Annotated in this window: 24 protein-coding genes; 14 read left to right on the top strand and 10 right to left on the bottom strand. The window is 66.0% G+C overall.

Annotated elements, in window-relative coordinates; translation table 11 throughout:
• Window positions 1-67: 67 nt before the first annotated feature.
• From ACFK0J_RS33860 to ACFK0J_RS33875, 4 genes are read left to right on the top strand one after another with little or no spacing between them, the layout of a single operon-like run.
• Window positions 68-718 (top strand): ABC transporter permease, encoded by a 651-nt coding sequence (locus ACFK0J_RS33860; RefSeq protein WP_378743232.1) that lies wholly within the window; start codon window positions 68-70, stop codon window positions 716-718.
• Window positions 711-1,910: an ABC transporter ATP-binding protein gene (locus ACFK0J_RS33865; RefSeq protein WP_378733772.1), complete on the top strand. Its 1,200-nt coding sequence runs from the start codon at window positions 711-713 to the stop codon at window positions 1,908-1,910. Before ACFK0J_RS33860 ends, ACFK0J_RS33865 begins: the two co-directional genes overlap by 8 nt.
• A complete protein-coding gene (locus tag ACFK0J_RS33870; protein ID WP_378733773.1) occupies window positions 1,907-2,689 on the top strand; it encodes an ABC transporter permease in 783 nt (260 codons plus the stop codon). Before ACFK0J_RS33865 ends, ACFK0J_RS33870 begins: the two co-directional genes overlap by 4 nt.
• A complete protein-coding gene (locus ACFK0J_RS33875; RefSeq protein WP_378733774.1) occupies window positions 2,686-3,660 on the top strand; it encodes a glycine betaine ABC transporter substrate-binding protein in 975 nt (324 codons plus the stop codon). Before ACFK0J_RS33870 ends, ACFK0J_RS33875 begins: the two co-directional genes overlap by 4 nt.
• A gap of 15 nt (window positions 3,661-3,675) precedes the next feature.
• On the opposite strand, the gene ACFK0J_RS33880 is transcribed toward ACFK0J_RS33875, so the two are convergent.
• Window positions 3,676-4,326 (bottom strand): TIGR03086 family metal-binding protein, encoded by a 651-nt coding sequence (locus tag ACFK0J_RS33880; protein ID WP_378733775.1) that lies wholly within the window; start codon window positions 4,324-4,326, stop codon window positions 3,676-3,678.
• A 90-nt stretch (window positions 4,327-4,416) separates the two neighbouring features.
• Here ACFK0J_RS33880 and ACFK0J_RS33885 point away from each other — a divergent pair, with 90 nt between their 5' ends.
• From ACFK0J_RS33885 to ACFK0J_RS33900, 4 genes are all read left to right on the top strand, one after another.
• Complete coding sequence (locus tag ACFK0J_RS33885) at window positions 4,417-5,397, top strand: helix-turn-helix transcriptional regulator (protein ID WP_378733776.1); 981 nt, start codon at window positions 4,417-4,419, stop codon at window positions 5,395-5,397.
• Between the two features lie 1,535 nt (window positions 5,398-6,932).
• A complete protein-coding gene (locus ACFK0J_RS33890) occupies window positions 6,933-7,289 on the top strand; it encodes a nuclear transport factor 2 family protein (protein ID WP_378733777.1) in 357 nt (118 codons plus the stop codon).
• A 239-nt stretch (window positions 7,290-7,528) separates the two neighbouring features.
• Window positions 7,529-7,951 carry a hypothetical protein gene (locus ACFK0J_RS33895; protein ID WP_378733778.1) on the top strand — a complete coding sequence of 141 codons (423 nt, stop codon included), beginning with the start codon at window positions 7,529-7,531 and terminating at the stop codon, window positions 7,949-7,951.
• Window positions 7,952-8,074: 123 nt separating this feature from the next.
• Complete coding sequence (locus ACFK0J_RS33900) at window positions 8,075-8,995, top strand: alpha/beta fold hydrolase (protein ID WP_378733779.1); 921 nt, start codon at window positions 8,075-8,077, stop codon at window positions 8,993-8,995.
• Between the two features lie 525 nt (window positions 8,996-9,520).
• Here the strand turns inward: ACFK0J_RS33900 and ACFK0J_RS33905 are convergent.
• Window positions 9,521-10,978 (bottom strand): MFS transporter, encoded by a 1,458-nt coding sequence (locus ACFK0J_RS33905; protein WP_378733780.1) that lies wholly within the window; start codon window positions 10,976-10,978, stop codon window positions 9,521-9,523.
• 75 nt (window positions 10,979-11,053) lie between these two features.
• Here ACFK0J_RS33905 and ACFK0J_RS33910 point away from each other — a divergent pair, with 75 nt between their 5' ends.
• A complete protein-coding gene (locus ACFK0J_RS33910) occupies window positions 11,054-11,536 on the top strand; it encodes a MarR family winged helix-turn-helix transcriptional regulator (RefSeq protein WP_378733781.1) in 483 nt (160 codons plus the stop codon).
• A 100-nt stretch (window positions 11,537-11,636) separates the two neighbouring features.
• Here ACFK0J_RS33910 and ACFK0J_RS33915 read toward each other — a convergent pair whose 3' ends face one another.
• Window positions 11,637-12,467, bottom strand: a complete 831-nt coding sequence (locus ACFK0J_RS33915) for an AraC family transcriptional regulator (RefSeq protein WP_378733782.1) — start codon at window positions 12,465-12,467, stop codon at window positions 11,637-11,639.
• A 63-nt stretch (window positions 12,468-12,530) separates the two neighbouring features.
• Between ACFK0J_RS33915 and ACFK0J_RS33920 the strand changes: the two genes are divergently transcribed.
• Together ACFK0J_RS33920 and ACFK0J_RS33925 are read left to right on the top strand one after the other, a co-directional pair.
• A complete protein-coding gene (locus ACFK0J_RS33920; RefSeq protein WP_378733783.1) occupies window positions 12,531-13,460 on the top strand; it encodes a DMT family transporter in 930 nt (309 codons plus the stop codon).
• Between the two features lie 472 nt (window positions 13,461-13,932).
• Window positions 13,933-15,780 carry a lipase family protein gene (locus ACFK0J_RS33925; RefSeq protein WP_378733784.1) on the top strand — a complete coding sequence of 616 codons (1,848 nt, stop codon included), beginning with the start codon at window positions 13,933-13,935 and terminating at the stop codon, window positions 15,778-15,780.
• Between the two features lie 44 nt (window positions 15,781-15,824).
• On the opposite strand, the gene ACFK0J_RS33930 is transcribed toward ACFK0J_RS33925, so the two are convergent.
• The 6 genes from ACFK0J_RS33930 to ACFK0J_RS33955 all read right to left on the bottom strand — a co-directional run bounded on the left by ACFK0J_RS33930 (window position 15,825) and on the right by ACFK0J_RS33955 (window position 20,290).
• A complete protein-coding gene (locus tag ACFK0J_RS33930) occupies window positions 15,825-16,397 on the bottom strand; it encodes an NADPH-dependent FMN reductase (RefSeq protein WP_378733785.1) in 573 nt (190 codons plus the stop codon).
• Between the two features lie 160 nt (window positions 16,398-16,557).
• Window positions 16,558-17,073: a hypothetical protein gene (locus ACFK0J_RS33935; RefSeq protein WP_378733787.1), complete on the bottom strand. Its 516-nt coding sequence runs from the start codon at window positions 17,071-17,073 to the stop codon at window positions 16,558-16,560.
• Between the two features lie 4 nt (window positions 17,074-17,077).
• Complete coding sequence (locus tag ACFK0J_RS33940; protein ID WP_378733788.1) at window positions 17,078-18,289, bottom strand: DUF6973 domain-containing protein; 1,212 nt, start codon at window positions 18,287-18,289, stop codon at window positions 17,078-17,080.
• Window positions 18,286-18,585 carry a hypothetical protein gene (locus tag ACFK0J_RS33945; RefSeq protein WP_378733789.1) on the bottom strand — a complete coding sequence of 100 codons (300 nt, stop codon included), beginning with the start codon at window positions 18,583-18,585 and terminating at the stop codon, window positions 18,286-18,288. Before ACFK0J_RS33945 ends, ACFK0J_RS33940 begins: the two co-directional genes overlap by 4 nt.
• Window positions 18,586-18,655: 70 nt before the next feature.
• Window positions 18,656-19,060, bottom strand: a complete 405-nt coding sequence (locus tag ACFK0J_RS33950) for a hypothetical protein (protein ID WP_378733790.1) — start codon at window positions 19,058-19,060, stop codon at window positions 18,656-18,658.
• Window positions 19,061-19,234: 174 nt separating this feature from the next.
• Entirely contained in the window at window positions 19,235-20,290 is a 1,056-nt protein-coding gene (locus ACFK0J_RS33955) for an alpha/beta fold hydrolase (RefSeq protein ID WP_378733791.1), read from the bottom strand.
• A gap of 198 nt (window positions 20,291-20,488) precedes the next feature.
• On the opposite strand from ACFK0J_RS33955, the gene ACFK0J_RS33960 reads away from it, so the two are divergent.
• Both ACFK0J_RS33960 and ACFK0J_RS33965 read left to right on the top strand, forming a co-directional pair.
• Entirely contained in the window at window positions 20,489-21,631 is a 1,143-nt protein-coding gene (locus ACFK0J_RS33960; RefSeq protein ID WP_378733792.1) for a hypothetical protein, read from the top strand.
• Window positions 21,632-21,700: 69 nt separating this feature from the next.
• Window positions 21,701-22,036, top strand: coding sequence for a dienelactone hydrolase family protein (locus ACFK0J_RS33965; RefSeq protein ID WP_378733793.1), 336 nt, complete (start codon window positions 21,701-21,703; stop codon window positions 22,034-22,036).
• 234 nt (window positions 22,037-22,270) lie between these two features.
• Here the strand turns inward: ACFK0J_RS33965 and ACFK0J_RS33970 are convergent, their stop codons facing one another.
• Complete coding sequence (locus ACFK0J_RS33970; protein ID WP_378733794.1) at window positions 22,271-22,633, bottom strand: nucleotide pyrophosphohydrolase; 363 nt, start codon at window positions 22,631-22,633, stop codon at window positions 22,271-22,273.
• Between the two features lie 232 nt (window positions 22,634-22,865).
• Here ACFK0J_RS33970 and ACFK0J_RS33975 point away from each other — a divergent pair, with 232 nt between their 5' ends.
• Complete coding sequence (locus tag ACFK0J_RS33975) at window positions 22,866-24,734, top strand: DNA/RNA helicase domain-containing protein (protein ID WP_378733795.1); 1,869 nt, start codon at window positions 22,866-22,868, stop codon at window positions 24,732-24,734.
• Window positions 24,735-24,902: the final 168 nt, after the last annotated feature.

Consider the following 24,902-nt stretch of genomic DNA (forward strand, 5'->3'; position numbering starts at 1 on the left):
AATACCGTCCGGCCGAGCGCAATCCGCGATACTCTCCCAGAACACCGGGCGACAGGGAGGTGCGACCCTGGACACGCTGTGGAATTTCGTAGTACACCGGCGACATCAACTGCTCATCGACTCCTATCTGCATGTGTCGGCGGTGCTGCAATCGGTGCTGGTGGCGACCCTCGTCGCGGTGCTGATCGGGATACTGGTGCACCGCAGCCCGCTCGGCTCCTCGCTCGCGACGGCCCTCGCGAGCGCCATCCTCACCGTGCCCTCGTTCGCCCTGCTCGGCTTGCTGATTCCGATACTCGGCCTCGGCGTCGGTCCGACGATCACCGCGCTGGTGCTCTATGCGCTACTGCCGATCCTGCGCAATACGATAATCGGGCTGTCCTCAGTGGATCCCGCGGTGACCGATGCCGCCCGCGGCGTCGGGATGAACCGGTTCCGGGTGCTCACCGCCATCGAACTCCCCCTCGCCTGGCCCGCGATCCTGGCCGGGATGCGGGTCAGCACACAGCTGATCATGGGCATTCTCGCCATCGCCGCCTACGCCAAGGGACCGGGGCTCGGCAACCTCATCTTCTCCGGACTCGCGCGCCTCGGCAGCCCGAACGCGGTGCCACAGGCACTGGTCGGCACCGTGCTCATCGTCGTGCTCGCGCTCGTCCTGGACGGGATCTACGTCCTGGTCGGACGTCTCACCACCTCGAGGGGAATCCGTGACTGACACCGAAACCCGTTCCGGCAGCATCGAATCGACGGTGTCCGGCGAGGAGATCGTGCTCGACGCCGTCACCAAACGCTATCCGGGCCAACGCGAACCGGCCGTCGACCAGGTCTCGATGACCATCCCCGCCGGTGAAATCGTCGTGCTCGTCGGCCCTTCCGGCTGCGGCAAGACCACCACCATGCGGATGATCAACCGGTTGATCGAGCCGACCTCGGGCACCATCACCATCGGCGGCCGCGACGCCACCTCGATGAATCCCGACCAGTTGCGCCGCGGCATCGGCTACTCGATCCAGCAGGCCGGGCTGTTCCCGCACATGACGGTCGCCAAGAATGTCGCCACGGTACCCGGCTTGCTCGGCTGGGACCGCAAGAAGATCGACGCCCGCACCGACGAGATGCTCGAACTCGTCGGCCTCGACCCCGGTACCTATCGCGACCGCTACCCACGCCAACTGTCGGGCGGGCAGCAGCAACGCGTCGGGGTCGCCCGCGCGCTCGCCGCCGACCCACCGGTGCTGCTGATGGACGAACCGTTCGGCGCGGTCGATCCGATCACCCGCGGCCTGCTGCAGGACGAATTGCTGCGACTGCAGGGCGAATTGGGCAAGACCATCGTCTTCGTCACGCACGACTTCACCGAGGCGGTCAAGCTCGGCGATCGAATCGCCGTGCTGGGCAGTCAGTCCCGCATCCTCCAGTACGACACCCCGGCGGCGATCCTCGCCGATCCCGCGGACGAGACGGTCGCGGGCTTCGTCGGCGCGGACGCCTCGCTCAAGCAGCTCACCCTCACCAGGGTGCGCGATGTCGAGTTGGCCCGCTGCCCGACCGCCGTCGAGGACGAGCCGGTCGACGTCCTGCGTACCGCGCTGGCCGAGCAGGACTGGCCGTGGTCACTGGTGCTCGACCACCACCGGCGCCCGCTGCGCTGGGTGTCGGCCGAGCAGCTGGCGCACGCGAATTCGTTGCGCGGCATCGGATCCCCGATCGGCGAGCCGCTGTCACTGCAATCGACATTGCAGGACGCGCTGGAGGCCTTGCTCGCCGACCAGACGGCGAACGCGGTCGTCACCGGCAAGCGCGGCGAATACGTCGGACTGATCACCATCGACACGTTGGTGTCGCATCTGTCGGCGATGCGCGCCGAACACGGATCCGGCCGTCCCGCGGTGGGTGACGCGCCGTGACGGCGGCCACCGGAACCGCGCCCGCGACGTCGGCGCCGGCCGCCCAGCGCCGGGCCGAGCGCATCCGGTTGTTCGTTCAACCGGTGATCGTGTTGCTGCTCACCGCGGGTGTGCTGGTGTGGGCGTTCGCCCGGGACCTGACCACCACTCAGCAAGCCAGCCTCAACGTGAGCAACATTGTCACCGTCACTTGGCAGCACGTGCTGATCTCGGCGACCGTGGTGCTGATCGTCATCGTTATCGCGGTACCCCTCGGCACACTGCTCACCCGGCCTGGATACCGCCGTCTGGCACCACTTTTCGTCGGCATCGCCAATATCGGCGCGGCGGCGCCCGCCATCGGCCTGATCGTGCTGTGTTACCTGGCCACCCGCACCACCGGCTTCTGGATCGGTGTCGCGCCGATCGCGTTCTATTCGCTGCTTCCGGTGCTGCGCAACACGATTCTCGGCTACCAGGAGGTCGATCAAACCCTCGTCGACGCCGGGCGTGGCCAAGGTATGTCGGCGGCAACGGTATTGCGGCGCATCGAGTTCCCGCTCGCAGTGCCCTATATCCTGGCGGGCTTGCGCACCTCGCTGGTGCTGGCCGTCGGCACCGCTACGCTGTCGTTCCTGGTGAGCGCGGGCGGTCTCGGCATCCTGATCGACACCGGCTACAAGTTGCGCGACAACGTCACGCTGGTGGTCGGCGCGGTGCTCGCGGTCGCGCTCGCCCTGCTGGTCGACTGGCTCGGTGCACTCGCCGAACAGTTCCTCGGGCCCAGGGGGCTGAAGTGAGCCGGTGGTTGCGTGGCCTGGCGCTGGCGGCCGGGTTGCTGTTGGTCGCCGCCTGCGGCCTGGAGTCCGGTGGCGCGGTGCCGCTGCGGGTGGGGCCGGGCAGCATTCGTCCGGTTCCCGAACTCGACGGCGTCCGAATCATCGTGGGGTCCAAAGATTTCACCGAGCAGAACATCCTCGGCTATATCATCGAGTTCGCCATGACGGCGGCGGGTGCGCAGGTGCGGGACCTGACGAACATCCAGGGCTCCAACAGTCTTCGCGACGCCCAGCTGCACGGTCAGATCGATGTCGCCTACGACTACACCGGCACCGGCTGGGTGAATTACCTCGGCAAGGAGACCCCGATACCGGACGAGGCAGGCCAATTCGAGGCCGTCCGCGAGGCCGACCTCGCCGCGCACGGCATGGTGTGGACGGCCATGGCGCCGATGAACAACACCTACGCGCTGGTGACGAGCGCGCGCACCGCCGAGGAGACCGGCGTGCGCACGCTGTCCGACTACGCCGCCCTGATCGCGACGGACCCGGCGGCGGCGGCCACCTGTGTCGGCACCGAATTCAATGTGCGCCAGGACGGATTCCCCGGCCTGGCCCGCAAATACAACATCGACACGGCCAAGGTTCAGAAGCAGATCGTTCAGGATGCCCTGGTGTATCAGGCCACCGCCGACGCCAAGCAGTGCAGGTTCGGCTCCGTCGCCGCCACCGACGGCCGCATCCCCGCACTGAAACTTGTACTGCTGCAAGATGATCAGGGATTCTTTCCGAAATACAATGCGGCAGTGGTGATGCGCCAGGATTTCGCCGAGGCGCACCCCCAGGTCGCCGCCATCCTGAAGCCGATCTCCGATCGCCTCACCAATGAGGCCATTACCGAACTCAATCGTCAGGTCGATGTCGAAGGACGCGAGCCTGCCGAGGTGGCCCGCGACTGGATGGTCGCCCAAGGGTTCGTCACCGCACGCTGACGACCATCCACTGCGTCAGATTCGCGGGTCGCGGCCGAGGTAGCGCAGCAGCTCGGCGACCGCCGTGTCGTTGGTCTTGCCGTCGACGATCGCCGCGTAGGCACCCCATTGGCGCAGCGGCGCAACGATTTCCGCGTCCTGTCCGGTTCCCGGGGCAGGGTGGGTGATGCGGGCGGCGGTGAGCAGGTACCCGGCGAGTTCGTCGGTCAACGGGGACGGCTGACCGGTGGCGATCGCGATGTCCCAGGCGTGCACGGCGGCGTCCAGTGCGCACATCACAGCTGCGACGGGGGTGGCGAGGGTGCCGTGTGGCAGTGGGGTCGGGACGGCTTCGGTGGTGTCGGTGACCGTCGCCCAAGCGGCGGTGGTCTGCTCGATCGCGTTGTCCACCAAGGCTTCCGGTGAACCAGCGACGGTGCCGGATGGTTCGAAGGGATTGTCGGCCGGGCCGGTGCCGATGCCGAGGGCCATCGCGAAGGCGAGCTGATCGCCCGCGGCGTGCTGCACCACCTGCGTGACATTCCATTCCGAGCAGGGGGTCGGCAGCTGCCACTGGTCGTCGCGGACACCGGCGACAACGTTTGCCAGAGCGCGGTAGGAGTCGGCGAGCACGTCCCGCCACACCGGGGTCAGGGTGGCGATGGTGGCGGTGTCGGGGGCGTTCATGGCGGAACCTCTCGTGGTTGTTTCTTGCTTCTGACATCAGCCTATGGGTCCATTAGGCTGCTTTCGTTCCTAATTATTCGGAGGTGAAAAGTGACGTCCACCACAGTTCGTGTGCTGCGTTTGCTGGCGCTGCTGCAGGACCGCGCGCACACCGGCCGGGAGCTGGCCGAGCGGTTGGCGATCACCGATCGGACCCTGCGCAACGACATCCAACGCCTGCGCGAGCTGGGCTACCCCGTGCACGCGCAACGCGGCGCGATCGGCGGTTACCGGCTCGGTCGCGGCACCACGATGCCGCCGCTGCTGCTGGACGACGACGAGGCGGTGGCCGTCGCGGTGGCTGTCGGTCTCGCCGAGGACGGCGCCACCGGGATCGCGGACATCACCGCCAACGTCACCCGCGCACTGGCCAAACTCGACCAGATTCTGCCGAAACGCTTGCAGCGCAAGGTGACCGCGCTGCGCGAGGCCACCGCCATCGGACCCGCCACCACCGGCTCCAGGGAACCGGATGCCCCGGTGCCCGCCGCGGTCCTGACCACACTCGCCGGAGCCATCCGGGACGGCGCCACCGTCGTGCTCGAACAGTCGGACCCCGACCACAGCGCGGAAGTCGAACCGTATCGGCTCATCAATTGGCAGCGACGCTGGTATCTGGTCGCCTACCAGCTCGAAAACCATTCCTGGAGTGCGATTCCCGTCGCCAGAATCCAGCGCGCCAGCCTCGGCACACGCCGTTTCGCCGCCCGCTCACTCCCCGACGACGACCTGGTCGCCTTCGTCATGCGAGACATCGCCAGCACCGGCTGGAAGGTGCACGCCCGCATCACAGTCCTCGCCCCCGCCGAAACCGTAATCGCCCGCATCAACCCCGCGGTCGGCGTAGTCGAACCCGTCGACGCCGACACCTGCGTCCTACTCACCGGCGCCGACACCCTAGAAACCATCGCCATCTACTCGAGCATGCTGATGATGGACTTCCGAGTCGACGGCCCCCCAGAACTGGTCGCCCACATCCGCACCCTAGCCCGCCGCTACACCGCCGCCGTCGCACCAGACAACAACGAATAACCCCTGACACCAGCCAATCCAAACCCCGTCCACCGACCCGCACCCACCTGCCCACCCATGATCAACGGAACCTGGCTGCGCCATTGTGCGAATAGCCCCTCCACCACGTCCCGTTGACCATGAACCCGCGACCTCATCGCCCAGCGTCACCACGAAACCGTGCGCCAGGCGCGCGAGTCGCCGGTCCACCACGGGGCAGCGGGACCCCGGTGGCCGCGGGCTCAAGGTGCGGCCGACCGCAGACCTACGGAAACCCGCTGTGCGGCTGTCCTATTCGCGCGGCGACCGCCCGCACTCACCCTTCGGTCGTGATCAACGGGACCTGGGTGCGTCATTGTGCGAGTAGAGCCTCCATCATGTCCCGTTGACCATGAACCCGCGACCTCATCGCCCACCGCCACCACGAAACCCCGCGCCAGGCGCGCGAGGGGTCGCCGGTCCACCACGGGGCCGCGGGACCCCGGTGGCCGCGGGCTCGAGGCGCGACGGCGGCGGACCTACGGAAACCCGCTGTGTGCGGCTGTCCTATTCGCGCCGCTGCCGCCCGCACTCGCCCTCCGGTCGTGATCAACGGGACCTGGCTGCGTCATTGTGCGAGTAAAGCCTCCACCACGTCCCGTTGATCATGAACCCGCGACCTCATCGGCCAGCGCCACCACGAAACCCCGCGCCAGGCCCGCGAGGATCGCGGTCACCACCGGCAGGCCGCGGACTCAAGGCGCTGCGGCCGCAGACCTACGCAAACCCTGTGTGCAGCTGCCCCATTCGCACGACCACCAGCCACACCCCACACCCGACCATGATCAACGGGACCTGGCTGCGCCATTGTGCGAGTAGCCCCTCCACCACGTCCCGTTGATCATGAACCTGCGGCCTCATCGCCCAGCGCCACACAGCAGCCGCGCAGCAGGCGCGCGACAGGCGCGCGAGGGTCGCCGGTGACCACCCAGGGGCCGCGGGCTCAAGGGGCGGCGGCCGCGAGCCTACGCAAACCCGTTATGCGGCCGCCCTATTCGCGCGCCGACCACCCACACCCATACCCGCCGGTGATCAACGGGACCTGGCTGCGTCATTGTGCGAGTAGAGCCTCCACCATGTCCCGTTGACCATGAGCCCGCGACCTCATCGGCCACCGCCATGACGAAACCGCGCGCCAGGCGCGGGAGGGGTCGCCGGTCCACCACGGGGCCGCGGGACCCCGGTGGCCGCGGGACCCGGTGGCCGCGGACTCCCGCAGGCAAGGGCTCCCGGGGGGCGCGGCTTCCCGAGGCCGCGGGCTCCCGGGCCGCGGCTCCCGGGGCGTGGCCCCCGGAGGCCGCAGGCTCCCGGGGCGCGGGCGCGGGCTCGCGCGGGCTCCGGGGGCCAGGGTTCCCAGTGGCCGCAGGCTCGGGGTGGGCGGCGGCTCGGGATAGGTATGCCGGTGTCGAAACTACCTATAGGTGACTGATTCGGGGCATACCGGTGCGGCCATAACGTAGTTGCTGTCAGCACGACGACAGCGAAACCGCAGATCACACACCCTCGAGGAGCAGATTATGAACACTCTTGTCGCCCAGTACCTCGAAGCCTGGAACACCACCGACACCACCGCGCGCCAAGCCGCGATCGCCCGGGTCTTCACCGACACCGCCACCTACACCGACCCACTGATGGCCGTGACCGGACACCACGCCATCGACGCCGGAATCGCCGCCGCTCAAGCACAATTCCCCGGCTGGGTCTTCCGCCTGGCCGGACCCGTCGACGCCCACCACGACCAAGTCCGCTTCACCTGGGAACTCGGACCCGCCGACGCACCCGCGGTCGTGGTCGGCTTCGACGTCGCCGTCATCGAAAACGGCCGCATCGCCAACGTCTACGGATTCCTCGACAAAGTCCCCGCCACCACCTAACCAAACCCACCCCACCACCGCCCAACCAGAACACCGCCCCACCACCGCCTAACCAGAACGCCGTTCCGGCACCGCCTAACCAGAACGCCGTTCCGGCACTGCCCAACCAGAACCCACCCCACACCACCGCCTAACCCGAACTCCGTTCCACCACCGCCCAACCAGAACCCGCACTGCGCTACCGATCTGACCCGAACCCCGTTGCACCACAACCTGATCGACCGAAGGAAATCACTGTCATGCACGCCACCGCCCCGTCCTACCTGTCCTCCCTCACAGCCCCCGGCCCCGCACTGCTTCGCCTGTCGCTGCGCCTGGATGCCGTCATCACCACCGTCAACGGCCTGGCCTACCTCGCCCTGGCCGGACCCCTCGAGTCGCTACTGGGCCTCGACACCAGCCTCGCCATCCCGATCGGGATCTTCTTGACCCTCTACGGCCTCGCCGTGGCCATCATCGCCACCCGACCCGCGATCAAACCGACCGCCACCCGCATAGTGATCGCAGCCAACACCGCCTGGGTCCTGTTCAGCCTCGCCACCGTCTTCGTCACCGACACGCTGGATTTGAACCTGATCGGCTCCACCTGGGCAGTCATCCAAGCAGGCACCGTCGGCGCATTCGCCGCCCTGCAATACCTGGGCCTGCGCAAAACTCAGTGACCACACCCACAACCAAACACCCCACGACCGCGGCACCAGCACACAGCTGATGCCGCGGTCGTCATCGCAGGTCAACTACTGCAATCGACCCGCACGAACATCGCTGGGCATAAGCTGAAATCCGTGGCCGACAACGAGTTTTTCCTGGCACCGAACATCGGAAAGCCCACCGAGAAGGTCGGATACTTCGCGACCAAAGCAGGATTCGATCGATTCGCCGCCGCGTACACCAACGGCATGGCCGCACTACCTGATCCCGCCGAGCAGGTTGCGGTGTCGACCTCGTTCGGCCCGGTCCGCGCCTATCGCTTCGGCGACGCGGCGGGCACGCCCCTGGTGCTTCTGTCCGGCCGACAGGCGTCGACACCGATGTGGGCCGCGAACCTGCCCAGCCTGATGGCGGACCGCACCGTGTGGTCGATCGACAGCATCGGCGAGCCCGGCGCGAGCACCCAGCAGAAAGAACTCGTCACCCCGGCCGACCAGGTCGCGTGGCTGACCGAGGCACTCACCGGCCTCGGACTGAGCCGCCCCCACCTGCTCGGTGCGAGCATCGGCGGCTGGCTGGCCCTTCAGGTGGCACTGCATCGCCCCGAGTCCGCGGCCTCGGTGACCCTGCTCGATCCGGCGAATACCTTTGCGCCCCTAGGCTGGAAGATGATTGTCGTATCACTGGGCAGCCTCCTCCCCGGCGTGCCGATGCGCATGCGCTACTGGCTGCTCGGCCACATCTCAGGCGGCGTGCCGCTAGACGATTCGGTACCGGAGGGCCGCCTGATCGCCTCTGCCATGCGCGATTTCACCTCGGCACAGCCGATGCCGGTCCGTCCGACCGTCGAAGAACTGGCTGGAATCAAGGTCCCGGTACTCGCGATCATGGCCGGACGCAGCATCGTTCACAACGCCGCCCACGCCGCCGAGACCGCCCGGTCAATCCCGGGCGCGCAGGTCGAGGTCTGGCCGGATGCCTCGCATGCCGTCAACGGCGAGTTCCCGGACCGCATCGCCCAGCGCTTCGCCGAGTTCGCAGCGAACGTGCCTTGACGCGACGACATCTCCGATCGGGACGACACACCGCAGTCCCGCCTTCGGACTCCGCGAGGCAGCCAATGGTGATCTCCGCTTCGACGTCGACGGGACGAACAAGGCTGCGGAGTTCCTGACCGAGCAGGGTCTGGCGGCCGCTGCGGTCGACTCGGCTCGGGAGGCGATCGCGCTGCACACCTCCGCACTGATCGCCGACCGCCGCGGCCCGCTGTGCTACCTAACCAAAACCGGTATCTCCCTCGACTTCGGCAAAAACCCCGAGTTCATCACCGACGAATTCGGCGCGGCGATCCACGAGCAGTACCGGCGACACGCGATGGCCACCTGGTGGCCATCATCGTCGAGCAGGCGAGGGCGGCCAAAGCCCCGCCGTTCTCCGCCGCCTCCGCGCTGCTGCGAGAGCGCAACGCCGGAGGACCGACCTGCTCGAGCAGGCGGGCGACCTCGGCCGCTGGGGCAACTGACCCCGGAAACGACAGAGCCGACCCGAGCGAACCCAGGTCGGCCCTACTACTTCTCGGCTCAGGCGTGCCCGACTGTCGCCGCCGCATCCGGCGCTTTGCGCATCGGGATCAGCGCGGTCAGCACGATCGCGACCAGGGCCGCAGCCGTGGCGATCAGGAACGTGGTGTGGAATCCGTCGCGCGACGGGAAGACGTGCGGGCCGAGCTGCATGGTCATGTGCGCGAGCACCACGCTCATCACCGCCGACGAGGTCGACGTACCGACCGAACGCATCAGCGAGTTGAGCCCGTTGGCGGCGGCGGTTTCGGTGATCGGTACCGCGCCCATGATCAGTGCGGGCATCGCGGCGTAGGCGAGACCGACACCCGCCGCGACGATCATCGACGCGAGCATGATCTCCCAGACGCTGTTCATCAGCACCACGGCGCACAGGTAACCCGCCGCGATCACCGCCGAGCCGAGCGCGAGAGTGATCTTCGGACCGCGCGCCGCGGACAACTTCGCCGACACCGGCGAAAGCAGGATCATCACGAATCCGGTTGGCGCGAGCGCCAATCCGGCGTTGACCATGGTCAGGCCGAACCCGTAGCCGGTCTGCTCCGGCGCCATCAGCAGCTGCGGGAAGGTCAGCGACATGCCGTAGAGCGCGAAGCCGACCGCGATCGAGGCCACGTTGGTGAACAGCACCCGCGGCCGCGCCGAGACCCGCAGGTCCACCAGCGGCGACCGCTGCCGCAGCTCGAAGGCGCCCCAGCCGAGGAACACCACCAGCGACACCGCGAACAGGATCAGCGTCGGCGCACTGGCCCAACCCCAGTCCGCACCCTTGGTGATCGGTATGAGCAACGCCAACAGCGCGATCGAAAGACCAAGCGCGCCACCGAAATCGAATCGCGCGGGAGTGCGCACCGGCGATTCCGGCACGAAGACGAAAACCAGTGCGGCACAGACGATGCCGAGCCCCGCGGCAGTCCAGAACAGCATGTGCCAGTCCGCGTTCTGCGCGATCACCGCGGCAAGCGGCAGGCCGAGGGCGCCGCCGACGCCGAGCGTGGCGCTCATGATCGCCATCGCCGAACCCACCTTCTCGGCGGGCAGTTCGTCGCGCATGATGCTGATGCCCAACGGAATCGCGCCGACCGCCGCGCCCTGCAGCGAGCGCCCGATGATCTCGGGTACCAGCGAGGAGAACGTCGCGCAGACAACCGACCCGGCGACCAGTGAGATCAGGTTGGCGAACAGCACCCGCCGCTTGCCGAACATGTCGCCGAGCCGACCGCTGATCGGTGTCGCCACCGCACCCGCGAGCAGCGTCGCGGTGACCACCCAGGAGGCGTTGGACGCCGAGGTGTTCAACAAGTCGGGCAGCGTCGGGATGATCGGAATGACCAGCGTCTGCATCAGCGAGACGACAACGCCGACCATACCGAGGGTCGCGATCAGTACGCCCGGCGCGGGACGCCGGCGGTCGTCGGTATCGGGGACGGTCGAAGACGCGTCGGCAGCAACAGTCACGAATGTGCACGCTACACACGATGTGTATGGTGCACAATTTGATATAGCCGTGATGCACACGACATAGTGAGGCCCATGTCCGATTCCGGTCCTGCCGACAACGCAGCGCTCACCCGCCTGGTCTTCGAGCTGACCTTGCTTGCCAGGCACTTCCCCGCGTCGCTGCTGCGCCGTCCCGGCTTCCAGCTCGACCGCTCGGCCTTCCTCATTCTGACCAGACTGGAGTTCGACGCCCCGCTCAGCCTGCGCGAGCTGTCCGAGGCGTTCCAGCTCGACATTTCCACGATCAACCGCCAGGTCGCGGCGATGCTCAAGCAGGGACTCGTCGACCGCGTCGCCGACCCCGAAGGCGGCATCGCCCGCAAGATCCAAGCCAGCGCCAAAGGCCTGGAAGCGCTGGCCGCCGATCGACTGCAAAGCCGCGACGGCATCGGCGCGGTGGTCGCCGACTGGCCGGACACCGATGTCGAACAGTTGAGTAGGTTGATAGCGCGCTTCAACCAGTCGGTCGAACACATCGAAGAGAACCCCTGGCCCCGCCCACCGGACATCCAGTAGCCAACCGTCCCGACGTGGACCGAACGGGACATGACGGAGCAAATTCCGGCGTGTCGCCGCAACCATGTCCCGCTCGGCGGAACCGGGGACGTGCGCTGGGTTAGGTGGCGTTGGCGTAGAGGCCGGGGGTGATGCCGTAGGAGCGGCGGAACCAGCGGGTCAAGTGCGCTTGGTCGGCGAAGCCGGATTCGGTGGCTGCTTCGGCGACGGGGCGGCCCGCGGCGATCAGGCGGCGGGCGGCGCGGAGGCGGAGTTGGCGTTGGTAGTCGCTGGGGGCCATGCCGTACTTGGCGCGGAAGGCGCGGTAGAGGGCGAAGCGGCTGCAGCCGGTGGCATCGACGAGGTCGTCCATGGAGAGGGGGTCGAGGTAGCGGTCGTCGAGGACGGCGCGAACGCGGCGGGCGATGTCGGCTCCCGCGCTGTGGTCGAGGGTGGCGGATGAGCTCACCAACGGGCGGCGGGCGCCGCGGCGCACCATGGCGGCGACCGATGCGGCCAGTGCCTCGTCGGCGGCCAGTTCGGCGGCGGGGTGGATCAGGCTGGCGCACAACCGATTCAACGCGGCGGACAGCAGCGGGTCGGGTAGGACCGGTTCGGCGAAGAGGGGCAGGCCGGTGGGCCGGCCGGCTTGGTCGGACAGCAGGTCGGTGACCAGCTCCGTCCCGATGTGCACGATCGAATAAGTGAAACCCAGCTCGGTGGTGCTGTGCCCGTCGTGCGGTTCATCGGGGTTGAACGCCATCACCATGCCCGCCGCGCTGACCCGCGACGCGCCACGGCAGTCGAAGCTCTGCGCGCCGAACTGGGTGAGCCCGAACGAATACGTCTCGTGACTGTGCGGGTGATAGACATGCCGCTCGAAGTGGGCGCGCATCACCTCGACCGGACGGTTCGGCATCCGCCGGTATGTCACCCACTCGCGCTCCGCCACCGAACTATTGTCCCCGCACCAGCGTTCAATACGGTGCCGAGGTCTCGGAACGAGGATCGCACAGTGCGTATCCGACTGTTGCTCGTCCTGGTCATGGCCTTGTGGGGCAGTGCGTTCGCCTCCTCGAAGCTGGCGGTGCACGATGTGCCGCATGAGGTCGCGGGGTTCCTGCGGTTCTTGATCGGCACTGTGGTGCTGATCGTTGTGCTGCGGCTACCTCGGCTGGATCCGAGAGAAACGACCCGCGTCGCCGGGCTCGGCCTGGTCGGCGTGTTCGGCTACAACGTCCTGTTCTTCCTCGGTTTATCCCTCGCCCCCGCGGCCGACGGCAGCATGATCGTGCCGATGACCGCACCCGTCATCACCGTTCTCGTCCTGACCGTGCGCGACCGCGTCCGCCCGTCCGGTCCGCGGGCGCTCGGACTCGGCGCCGCGGTGGCCGGGGGTGTCGTCTTCTTCGTCGGGATTCCGTCATCCGGTGGCAACCGTTTGCTCGGTGACCTCGTCTTCCTCGGCGCCGCCGCGTGCTGGGCCTGCTACACCATGCTCGGCGCGCCGATCCTGGCTCGGCTGACCGCCCCGACCGTCACCGTGTACGCGACAGCCGCTGGCACGTTCGCACTCGGCCTGTTCGCCGCACCCGCGTTACCGAACGTGGCGTGGTCCGACCTAGGCCTCGAATTCTGGTGCAACCAGGCATATCTCGGCGTCTTGCCGACGGCGCTGGCCTACGTCCTGTACTACCGCGCCGTCGGCCAAGTCGGGCCCGCGACCGCCGCGACCGCGATGTTTCTGGTCCCCGCCTTCGGGTTGGCCTGCGCCTGGGTCGTTCTCGGTGAAACGATCGAGCCGATACAGGCCGTGGGGGCTGGACTGATGTTCGTCGGCGCCTGGCTGAACACGCGCAAGGACACCCCGCGCGAAGCGACGCCGCCGCCGGTTCAGCCGGTCGAGCTGGCTTCGCTACCGGCACAACGTGATCCGAATCTTTGACGGTCCAGGCCCCCTCGTGGCGCTAGGCTCTGCGGCTGGGTCGGACACCACGTCTCGGGAGGCGCTTCGATTCACACCAAACAACCCGCATGGTGGGACAACTACCTCGTCGCCCTGCTCGGACTCGTGCTGGCAGCCGGATTCGCGTTCGCCGCGATCGCCGCGGCCGCCGGTGGCGCCTATCCGGTGGCGATTGCCCTGGCGGTGCTAGCGGGCCCCTAATTCCGACCATCCTGCAAGTCCTCGGTGAACTGCTCATCTACCTGATGATTCCGGTCGTGCTTGTCGGTTTCGTACTGTTCCTTCCGGTACTCGTCGTCAGCCCGGCCGCCCGGAAGTGGGCGCGACGGCGGTGGCGGAACCGCTGAACCCGGCCGCGCACCGACGAAGATCACATCGACCGTTGGTCAGCCGTCCGTAGAGTTGTCGGCATCGAGCTGTTTGCCGCGTAACCGAAGGACGGAGGCCCCGGGTGAGCGGTAGCAAGGCCCGGACCTGGGACGCACGCGGTATCGCGTGGTGGCTGCCCGGGCTCGCAGTGATCGTGTCGGGAGTACTGCTGTACTCGCCCTTCGGCGTTTCGCTGATCGCGGGACGGGTGGTTGTCGCGGTCGCGATGCTGGTGCTGGGGGCCTCCGCCGCGGCGCGATGGTGGTTGGCCGGGCGGGCGCAGTCACCGGATGCCGCAGCCGAGCACCCTGCCGGTCACGATTCCGGCCTCGGGCACGCTCGGCGATTGCTGGGTGTCGAGGCGCTACTCGCCGCGGGGTTCGCTGTCTTCGGTGCGGCGGCGATGACCATGTCGGTGTCGATGGCGCTGGTGTGGGTCGGGGCGTGTCTGATCGGCGTCGGGCTCTGTGCGGTGCTGGCCGGGACGCGGCGCGATGATGTCGTCGTGGCGTCTGCGGCGCTGGCGGGCTGGCAGCTGCTGGCCGGGGTGATCTTGGTAACGCTGCCGTTTCGGACCGGGCTGGATTTCACGGCGTGGACGATCATCGCGCTGTTGATCACCGGGACGGCGATGGTGGTGCGCGGTGTCCGGCTCACGGCGCCGCTACCTCGGGCGAGCGCCCTGCGTTGGTGGCGCCCGGCCGCGGTGACCGTGCAGCTTGTCGTGCTGGTCGCGACGGTCGGCTGGTACGGAACGATCGTCACGCAGGCCGCCCAGCAAGACGCCGAGCAGGATCGGCTGGCTGCCTTCTACGACGTGCCGGAAGGCATTTCCCCTGGTGCACCGGGCACCGTGATCCGTTCCGCGCCGATGTCGCTGCCCGGCGTGCACGGCCGCGGCTGGCGCATCCTGTACTGGTCTCAGGACCGGCACGGCACCCCCGCGGTGTCTTCCGGCATGGTCTTTACGCCGCTCACCGAGGGCACCGACCGGCCGATCCTGAACTTCGCCCACGGCACCGTCAGCCTCGGTGCCGAATGCGCGCCGAGCAGGCAATCCGAGATCGCCTCGTCCATGCCCTGGCTCAACGACGCACTCGGTCGCGGCTGGGTGGTCGCCGCCAGCGACTACGCGGGCGCCGCGGGCACCGGCGACGGCGAGCACTACCTCGTCGCCGCCGATCAAGGCCGCGACACCCTGAACGCCGCCCGCGCCGCCCGCAACCTGCCCGGAACCGGGGCAGGCGCCGACATGGTGGTCTACGGCGTCTCGCAGGGCGGCCTCATCTCGCTGGCCGCCGCCGCCCTGTCCCCCACCTACGCGCCCGAACTGCACCTGGTCGCCGACGCCGCCAACGCCGCGGCCTCCGACATCGCGGGCATCCTCCGCGCGCGCCCACCCCAACTCCTCAACGGCTGGGCCGTCACACCCTTCCTCACCACCCAGTACGCGAAGGCTTATCCCCAACTCGACCCCAGCGCCCTGCTCACCCCCCAAGCCGCCGCGCGCAACCATGAAATGGCGGCGGCAGGCTGCGCCGCAACACCTTTCGCTGCGCTGTTCCCCCGCCTGACCATCGTGCCCGGCATGGGCGACTACTTCAAAGGCGACCCGCTCGCCGACCCCGGCTGGCTGCACGCCTTCGAGGAAAATCGCGCACCCAACATGCCGCCCGGCATCCCGGTCTACCTGGCCCACGGCCTCGACGACCAACTTGTCCCGCCGAAATTCACCGCGGCACTCGTGGACCGTTACTGCGCCGCCGGGAGCCGGGTGACAACGCAGTGGAACCCCGGCGTCGGCCACGACAACGACAACGAGAAGGCCGTCTCACCGCGCGTCATCCAGTGGTTCGCCGACCGCCTCGCCGGTACTCCGTCACCTGACAATTGCGGCCAACCCCTCCCCGCGTCGCTCACCGGCCCCTAGCAGATGCGAAATACGGTGTGGCGCAGCGCTTTACAGCGCAATGATCAGGCCGCGTAGGGACGTTCGGCGCGGGCCGCGCGCAGGGCGGATCCCCACCAGACGAGCTGGTTGAGTAGTTGGTCTGCGGCGGCCGCGGGAGCGGTCGGATCGATCGGGTTGCCCGTCACGTCGAAGACCTGGGCGGCTCCGTGGAAGCTCACCGTGTCACGGACGGTGACAGCGTGCAGTTCGGCGAACACGTGACGGAGGTGTTCGACGGCCCGCAAGCCGCCGGAAACGCCGCCGTAAGAGACGAATCCGATCGGCTTGGCCTGCCACTGGGTGTAATGCCCATCGATGGCGCTCTTGAGCGGGGCCGGATAGCTGTGGTTGTACTCGGGTGTCACCACCACAAACGCGTCGGCGGCGGTCAGTCGTGCGCTTATGGCCTGCGCGCCCCCCGACTCCGGTTCACTCGACATGTCTACCGACAGTGGGTCTTCCGCCAGATCGATGAGATCGACCGCGATGTCCCGCTGTTTCGCATGCCCGACAAACCAGTTGGCGACCGTCGGGCCGAACCGCCCCACCCGAGTGCTACCGATGATCACTGCGAGCTGAACCGGATTCTCCGTCATAACAATTCCTTTCGACACGTGCAGGTGATGAGAGCAAGCGTCGAACATGAACAAAGGTTGATGTCAAGCGGCTGTGATCCAGCTGGCATCGCCAGCGGTGCCCGGCGGCCTACGGGAGAACGGCGGCAGCATCAGCAGGCGGTCCTCAGCGCGCCGACTCCTAGGGCGCAGGCTCGAGCTTGTCGTGCCATTGCGCTGGCACGAGCAGGGTTTCGGCGGTGAGCGCGCCTCGGCCACGGACCTCGAGCGGCTTCTTGTTGCCGCTCCAGGAAACAACTTGCACCGGCTTACCCTTGTCGACGAACAAGTAGTAGCCCTGCTCCGGCCCGTCGCGGTGGCCGGTCGTCGGAAGATTCTTCCAACATTGGCCAGGCGTCCCGGCCTTGGCGTTGAGGTCCGCTTCCTTGGTGGACGCGCGCACCTCGACCAACCGCTCCCAGCCATCGGTCCAACCGGCCGCCCGGGTGATATCGATCAATGTGGCCCCCTCCGTACCTGCTGCCACCGAGCGCAACTCGGCATCGAACCGGCTGCTCGATCCGAGCGTCTCGACTCGGTCGGCGAAATCGAATGTGCCAGTGCAGTTTTGCGCGGCCGGTTGATCAGTGCTGGCCGTGCACGCGCCGACCATCGAGACAGCGACGGCGGCCAGGAACAAGTACTTCACCGTGGTCATAGGATCACTTTCCCGTCAGCGGAATGTCGACTCCGGCAGGCTGACCGGTCTGGCTCTCGTCCACAGTATTGCTCCAGGTGATCTGGGGCCGACTCTGCGTACCGGTCCCGAGAACAATGGCCTGCCCATTATCGATCTGTTCTTTGACCTTCTGCGCCAGCTCTTCGGGAGTAGCGTCCGGGTTCGCCGAGCCGAGCTTTCGGCCCAGCTCATTGTTGTACAGATCCATGGCCTCCCGGTGTGGCGGATTTCCGCCGATCTTCTCATGGCTCGTGGTGTACGTTTCGGTCCACTCCGCACCGAACTTCTGCGTCATCAACGCATTCCAGTAGGCGTGCCGGAAGGCATCACCGTGCCCATCGAGAAACGAGTCCGGATACCGAGTCTTGGCCTCTTCCTCGGCCTGCGAGGTGATATCGAAGAAGTCCTTCAGGGCGAGGGCCCCCTTCTTCGAGTAGAGGTCTTCCAGCGCTCTGGCCTCCTCCTCGGTCATCAAGGTGGCTTTGAAATCGGGGATCACGGTTCGGATGGCGTCGAGCAGGAGGCCGTCGGTCGGCCAGATCGTTGGTTCGGCGCCTGAGGTCTTGGTTTGGTAATCGGCGAGGATCTTCGCCAGATTCGGATCGGTCGGCGTACCGGCCAAACCTTGCTTCACCGAGTCGGCCACCTTCTCCAGCAGCCGCCCGAGGTTCTCCGATCCGGTCATATCGGCTTCTTGAATCCGAGTGAGGGCTTGACGAATCGCTTGGGTCAACCGGAACTCTTCGAACTCCTTCATCGCGACCGCGGTTCCGGGAGACCACCAGTGCTCCTTCATCGTCTCCCAATTCGATTTGTGCGAGAGCACTTCACCATCGGGTCGGCAGAACAGATCCCAGTCCGAATCCTCGACCTCTTGGAGCCACCCGCGGATCTCGCCGATCTTCCCGTCGATGGTGTCGCACACGGAGGCGATCGTGGTGGACATCTCCTCGTAGATGTCTACGGTGCCGAGGGCGTCCTTTGTGTCTTGGGCACCGCGCGCACGCGCACTGTCACCTGACTTGCCGTAGAAGTATTCGTACGACAGCTCGACCTTGCGTCCCGATTCGGTTATTTCCGAATCGAGTTCGCTCGCTACGCGTTTCACGATCGACGCCACCTCGCGGGCCGGGCCGACATTCCAGGCCAGGACCTGCGGAACAGTCAGGGGATGGTCCTCGCGGTATCCGCTCATCGCTGGCCGACCTGCCGTAGGCCACTCGCGAAGGCTTCGTCCTGTTGCTCGAATGCCGCGGCCTGCACTTCGATTCCACCGGCAAGCTCACGCAGCCGACCGACATGGAACTCCACTACCCGGTCCAGCGCCTCCAGCGTTTCCTGGATTCGGACCCCGGTGGCCGAACCGGTCAGGTTGTCCCGCGCCTGATCGCGAGCTGTTTTCGCCACCGGATCCTTGCCCGCGACGGCGTCGGAATGGACCCGCACATCGGCCGCGAGTTTGCGCATCTTCGCGGGGTCGACATCGAACACTGGATCACCACACCTTCGGGTTTCGCATGCCGCCTTCGACAACTCGCGGACGGCGAATTAGCGCATTCATCTACAGAACGTATTCGTTGCCATCTGCCTGGTGACGCGACGAGTCGCGCGCACTCGGCCACCTGGACGACGCCACTGACGACGGCGGCACCGTGCTGTGCGGCGAACCGTGCTGAGGTGGCGCATCCCGCTTCGGCGCGTCCCGATTGAGCTCGGTATAGATCCGCTCGGCCTCGGCTTGGGCATTCGTATACGCGATCCGGTGCCGATCCGCGATCAGCGTCTCGAGCCGTCGGGCACCCGCCTCCAGCACATACGGCTCGATGTGCAAAGCGGTGATGTTGCCGCAGGTATCGGTCTCGACGAAGACGCCGCCATCCGCCGATCTGGAGCTGCCGCGTACCCCGGAGATCGCGGCATTCAATCGTTTGATGTGCGCGGCACGACGCTCGGTGTATTCGTCCACTACTTCCCCCGATTCGACCGGCGAACCGATCCTTCATGTACCGCGACACACTATCGGCCGACAGTTTGCCGGAGCAACCTCATGGTAGAGATTCGGCAGCGTCCGCTGATCAGGGGTCGATAGAACTGCGCGACCTCGGCTATGCCGGCTCGATGGCGTGCGGATGGCAGCTCATTACCGCAGCGCGGCCCCGCTACGGGAAGTACCAACGCAAGCCCGACCGGGAATACCCGGTCGCGCGGCGGTGAGCTCAGACTGTCGCCCGGCCGAGCAACGACCGAGCCTCGACCGGGAATTCGGATGAGGCTCAGCGGTGCCGCTCGCCCGCGTCAGTAGGCGGGCAATGGCCACGGCCACTTCACTCGGCTGCTCGAGAATCACCGAGTGACCGGCGCCCTCGACTACCACGAAATCCGAATACTCGACGGCGGCGGCCATCGCGACGGAATGCGACGGCGGTGTCATCAGGTCGGCGGACCCGCACAGAATCAACGTCGGGATCTTCGAAAGCACAGGCAGCGCATCGGTTTGGTCATAGTCCATGAAGGCGCTCAGGAAGCTCGCCATGGTCACGATCGGTGTTTCGTTGTGCATCGCGTTGGCAAGGGCGAGCACGCGAGCGCTGACCTTGCGATCGCCGAATTCGGCGGTACGGATGATCGGGGCGAAAACTTTGCAGGCCAACAGCTTTGCGTGATGCATCAGGACCGGCGCGCGTCGGACGGCGGCCTGGAATACCGAAACGACCGGGTGACGCAGGAGGCGGCCGAAGCCGACGTCGGCAAGCCCGCTCGCAGCCGTCGCGATGAGTGCCACGCCGACGATGCGGGTGCCGATCTCGTGCGGGTTCTGGTCGGCGTAGGTCAGCACGGTCATGCCGCCCATCGAGTGGCCGACCAGCACGATCGGCCCGCAGGGGGCGACTGCGTCGATAACATCGCGCAGGTCGTAGCCGAGTTGTTCGAGGTTGTAGGTGTGCCTGGACGCCGCGGCCGAGTCGCCGTGGCCGCGATGGTCGTAGCAGACGACCCGGGCCCCGGTGTACTGGCGCAGCAGCGCGTCGCGGACGTAGGTCCAAGACTCGCTGCGCAGGCAATGCCCGTGCACGAGGACGACCGTGAGGTCCGCCCTTCGGCGACCGTACTCGCGAACCGCCAGTGCCACACCGTCTTCCGTCGAGACCACGGCACGACGTGCTGCCGAGGTGACGATTGTGCTGAAGGTCGGCATCGGAGGCTCCGGTTCGCTGGCGGTGACTTGTCCAACTTTCCGCCGCATTGGTCGCCGATATCAGGCCCCCGAGTGCTGAGGTCGTTCCCCCAGGGGTGAGCAGACCCCCACCAAGGTGACGCCTGGTTGCTGATCTCCATGTCCGGCGGGTCACCAGAATCACGGGCGATCGGCGCGCCTTTCCGGCATGGTTGGGATATGGACGTTTTGCGCGAATACGCCCTACTTGCCTTGCGAATCGACCGCCTCGTGACCGAACACCCCAGTGGAACCTGGATTCTCGACTATCGCGGCCCGGACCGGTGGCGTGCCGAGGTGGCCGCCGAGCCGTTGCCGAATCCGGCGGACTTGGTTCGCCGTGCCGAGGACCTGGTCGCCGCCGTCACCGACGATGTCGCGTTGACAGAGCAGATCGGTGCCCTCCACACCATGGCCCGGCAGCTGTCCGGCGAAAAGCTGTCGCTGCCCGAGCAAGTCCGGGGCATGCTCGGGATCGAGGTCGATTGGATCCCGGACGAACGGTTCGACGAGGCGTATCAGCTTCTCGATGAGGGACTGCCGGGCACGAAAGGGTCTCTCGCACAACGGATGCAGGCGTGGCGCGCGTCGCACAGTCTGCCGCCGGGCCGAACGGAGCGACTTTCGGAGCTAGTGCAGCGAGCCGTAACCGAGACGATTACCCGCAGCGCAACCCTGTTCCCGCTGCCCGAAAACATCGAAGTTACCCTCGAATTCGCTCCCGGGCCGTTTCGCGGGCTCTATCGCGGCGACACGCAGGGCACCCTGTTCATCGATCCACAACTCCCGTTCAACCTCGCCGACCTGTTCTATGTCGTTGCACACGAGGCTTTCCCGGGCCACATCTGCGAGTTCATGATCAAGCAACGCCACCTGGCGGACCGACCGGACATCCAAACCCGCTTCATGCCCTCGCCCGCGTACGTGGTGTCCGAGGGACTCGGGCTACACGCCCAACAACTACTCTTTCCGGACGACCAGGCGCAGAGCTGGCTGCTCGACAATGTCGATGAGCTCCAACCGGATTCGAGCGACTACGCCAAAATCCACCACGCCAGGAACATCCTGTGGGGCGCCTACTGCAACGCCGCCTTTCTAGTCGCCCGGCAACAGCCATGGTCAGCCGTCCGAACCTACCTCGCGGACACCGCATTCCTCGCCGACGACGAACTCGCATTCCTCGAAGGGATGTACGGCACCCCCTTCCTCGAGCCCTACATCTTCACCTACTACCACGGCTACCGCCTACTACAACCACACCTGCCCGATCAGCACTTCCTGCGACGCGTCCTGACAGAACAACTCCCCGTCTCGTCGCTGTGATCGCGACCCGTTCCGAAGCCGAATAACCCCTGGGGATACGCACAGCGGGCCGTACGTCCGACATTGCCGATGAGCGTTGACACGGCGGGAGTGCTGCTACTTCACGGACTGGCAGACTTCTCCACGTGGGCGCGACCAGGACTCCCGATACAACTGCATATCGCCGTCCCCGACACATTCGCACCACCAGAACGGGTCGCGGCCTGGCAAGCCACCGCCATCAACCGCGAAGCGTCAGCAGAGGTCTTCACCTACCCAGGAGTGGGCCACTTCTACACCGACGAAAGCCATCCGGACTACAACGCTGAGGCCGCGACACTCACCTGGCAACGGTCGATCGATTTCCTGGGCACCCTCGAACCCAGCCCCACGACCTCTAACGCTGACGGCCACAACATCCCGTGATGCCGCACAGTCCGTGCGCCCGCGCTGATCCAGCCCATGCCCACTAGCCTGCGCTGCACCGACATTCCGGACTATCCACGAGTCTCCGCGACGACTGTGAACCCATGCCGCTCGTAAAACCCTTGGCCGGGTCGCCCGGCGGTATCAACTAGCCGTGAGCGTGCACTCAGCGGGCTTCGGTCGGGACGCGGTCAGGGCCGCGTCAACGCTTTCGCGCACCAACGCCGAGAGGACCTACCCCTTGCTGTCGAGTTCCGAGTGCTTTAGCGCCCGGCCGTAAACCTGCTGGATCGGATAGCGCTCGGCGTTCTTCTGTATCTTCGCTTCGACCGCGGCAACGAGGTCGATCTGTAGGACATCAGCGAGTCGTAGCAGGTAGATAAAAACGTCGGCGACCTCCTCCTCGACGCGAGTGCGCCGTGTCGGGTCATCCATGAGCGCCTGGCTCTGCTCGTCGGTCAGCCATTGAAAGAGCTCCGACAGCTCACCCACCTCCCCCGTCAGCGCCATGACGAGGTTCTTGGGGGTATGGAAACGCTCCCACGCTCGTTCCGCCGCAAAATCCGCAACCATGCTCTGGAGTCTGTCGATCGCCATGGATCGGTTCTAGCAGGTGATGCCGGGCGTTCTACGGCACGGGCACGAATCCGCGGGCGACAAACAGGAGGGATCCATCGCGGCGAAAGCCTGATAACAACACACCGATCTGGAGAGGTTTGCCTAGCAACCGTGCAGTACGCGCTAGCATTCCGATGATCAAACCGAGGTCGCTGGGCGACTGTATGTCGGATACTGCGGCACTACAACAGGTTTCGAATGGTGGGGTACTGTGACGCTTCGGTCGTTCAACTCGACTGCTCCCGAAGTCCTGGCCCTGGCCCGCCGAGGCGAGCTAGTGACGGCCATCGCCGAGGGAGCAGGTAGGAAGGGCAGTCCAAAAGAGCGGTCATCGTGGACGGCCAGTATTCCCGCACTCGCCAAGCTCTTGGTCAAAGCCAAACTCCGCGAGGTCGCCATGTTGATCGAGTGCTCCCTGCCGGGCTCCAGCCTACGCGCCGACGTGATTCTCGCCGGCGTTCATCCGAAGACTGGCGCCGACAACTATGTCGTGGTGGAGCTGAAGCAGTGGAGCCACGCCGAGTTGGGTTGGGGGAGCGATCTGATCGCGTGGTCACTGCACGTGCAGGGCGATCGGCTTCATCCCGTCGAACAGGTGCGAAGCTACTGTAGGTACCTCCAAAGAGACGTGGCTGTACTCCATGATTGCCCCGAGGCACTGCACGGTGTGGCCTTCTTGCATAACGCCGACAAGGAATCCGTAGAGGCGTTGTTCCATCTGAAGCCCGATCGATTCGGACGTTTGTTCACCGGCGACCAGCGCGAAAGGTTCATCGAGTATCTGCACACTCAGCTAGCACCCATCCCCGGCAGCGCCGCTGCGGATCGATTGCTCAACAGCGCGATCCACCGAAGAGCGACGCTCTTGAATTCCACAACGGCAGACCTCAGCACAGCTGCAGAGTGGCTTGTGGACAACCAAAGACTCGCCTTCGAGGCGGTGATGAGCCGAATCAGCCTCTCCCAGAGGAGCAACCACAAAACCGTCGTGCTCGTCACTGGCGGTCCCGGAAGCGGTAAGAGCATCATCGCGCTGTCACTACTCCAACGCCTTCGCAAAGAGAAACGACGGGTGCGATACGCGACAGGGTCGGAAGCCATCACGAGAACCATGCGGAGAATCTACGGCAACCAAGAACCCGACTTGGAAAAACAGATCACCTATTACAAGAGCCTGACGACCAAACAGACGGAGTGGTTGGATGTGGTCATCTGCGACGAAGCTCACCGCCTTCGGCGCACTTCGACCGACCGATTCACCCCAGGCAGGCTTCGGTCGAAGCGACCGCAGGTTGACGAACTGATCGAGGCTGCAAAGGTCCCGGTTTTCCTGCTCGATGAGAACCAGGTGGTCCGGCCGAATGAAGTCGGAACAATCGACCACATCAGAGACCATGCCGCGCGCGCAGGATTGCCTGTATTTCAGATCAACCTCGACGGTCAATTCCGCTGCGGTGGCAGTGCAGCCTACGACGAGTGGGTACTGAACCTGCTCGACCTGCGGAAGTTCGGACCAATGCGGTGGAAAAACGACGACCCCTTCGTAGTTCGCGTAGCAAGTTCGCCGCAGCAGATGGAGGACTTCCTCCGGTCGAAAATCACTCCAACGGTCACCGCGAGGATCACCGCAGGCTACTGCTGGGAGTGGACTCCCGACCCGGACATCGACGGAGCACTCGTTCCTGACGTCAAGATCGGTGAGTGGTATAGACCGTGGAACAAATACAAGGAAACAATCGGGGGTAAGGACGACCCACCTCCGAGTTGGCTATGGGCGTATGACCCGCGGGGTTTCGAACAGGTCGGTTGCATCTACACCGCACAGGGATTCGAGTTCGACTGGGCTGGTGTCATTCTCGGGCCGGAGATCGTCGTAGAGGACGGGCACTTGTTAGTGCGCCGAGATGCCAACAAGGACAAACAGCTCAAGAGCAAGAACCTCCTCGATGAGGATTTCGATATCCTCATCCGTAACACATACAAGGTTTTGCTGACCCGAGGAATGCAGGGAGTGGTCATCTACGCTGTCGACCCGGCCACCCAGGAGTTCATCTCCGGTCTGGCTGATCCCCTCGCATAGTGACCACTGTGCGTCGCCCGACCACGTCCGATGCGCGATCGTGTCGTCGCCGCCTCGAGCCCGACGGCCGTCTCGAAACGTTGCTCTGCAGCCGGGCCGGACGCACAAGCAATGAGTGCGAGGCGCACGGACAACGGCATCGGTGAGATCGCGGCGCTGTTCCTCGGT

The sequence above is a fragment of the Nocardia brasiliensis genome, from assembly GCF_042691675.1.
In the GTDB taxonomy this organism is placed as follows: domain Bacteria; phylum Actinomycetota; class Actinomycetes; order Mycobacteriales; family Mycobacteriaceae; genus Nocardia; species Nocardia brasiliensis_D.

Coding starts and splice junctions, on each gene's coding strand:
- ACFK0J_RS33880 (WP_378733775.1), bottom strand. CDS start 4,326: ATGAACGCCCCCGACACCGCCACCATCGCCACCCTGACCCCGGTGTGG.
- ACFK0J_RS33955 (WP_378733791.1), bottom strand. CDS start 20,290: ATGCCGACCTTCAGCACAATCGTCACCTCGGCAGCACGTCGTGCCGTG.
- ACFK0J_RS33935 (WP_378733787.1), bottom strand. CDS start 17,073: ATGACCACGGTGAAGTACTTGTTCCTGGCCGCCGTCGCTGTCTCGATG.
- ACFK0J_RS33895 (WP_378733778.1), top strand. CDS start 7,529: ATGCACGCCACCGCCCCGTCCTACCTGTCCTCCCTCACAGCCCCCGGC.
- ACFK0J_RS33970 (WP_378733794.1), bottom strand. CDS start 22,633: ATGGCGATCGACAGACTCCAGAGCATGGTTGCGGATTTTGCGGCGGAA.
- ACFK0J_RS33940 (WP_378733788.1), bottom strand. CDS start 18,289: ATGAGCGGATACCGCGAGGACCATCCCCTGACTGTTCCGCAGGTCCTG.
- ACFK0J_RS33960 (WP_378733792.1), top strand. CDS start 20,489: ATGGACGTTTTGCGCGAATACGCCCTACTTGCCTTGCGAATCGACCGC.
- ACFK0J_RS33910 (WP_378733781.1), top strand. CDS start 11,054: ATGTCCGATTCCGGTCCTGCCGACAACGCAGCGCTCACCCGCCTGGTC.
- ACFK0J_RS33965 (WP_378733793.1), top strand. CDS start 21,701: ATGAGCGTTGACACGGCGGGAGTGCTGCTACTTCACGGACTGGCAGAC.
- ACFK0J_RS33930 (WP_378733785.1), bottom strand. CDS start 16,397: ATGACGGAGAATCCGGTTCAGCTCGCAGTGATCATCGGTAGCACTCGG.
- ACFK0J_RS33890 (WP_378733777.1), top strand. CDS start 6,933: ATGAACACTCTTGTCGCCCAGTACCTCGAAGCCTGGAACACCACCGAC.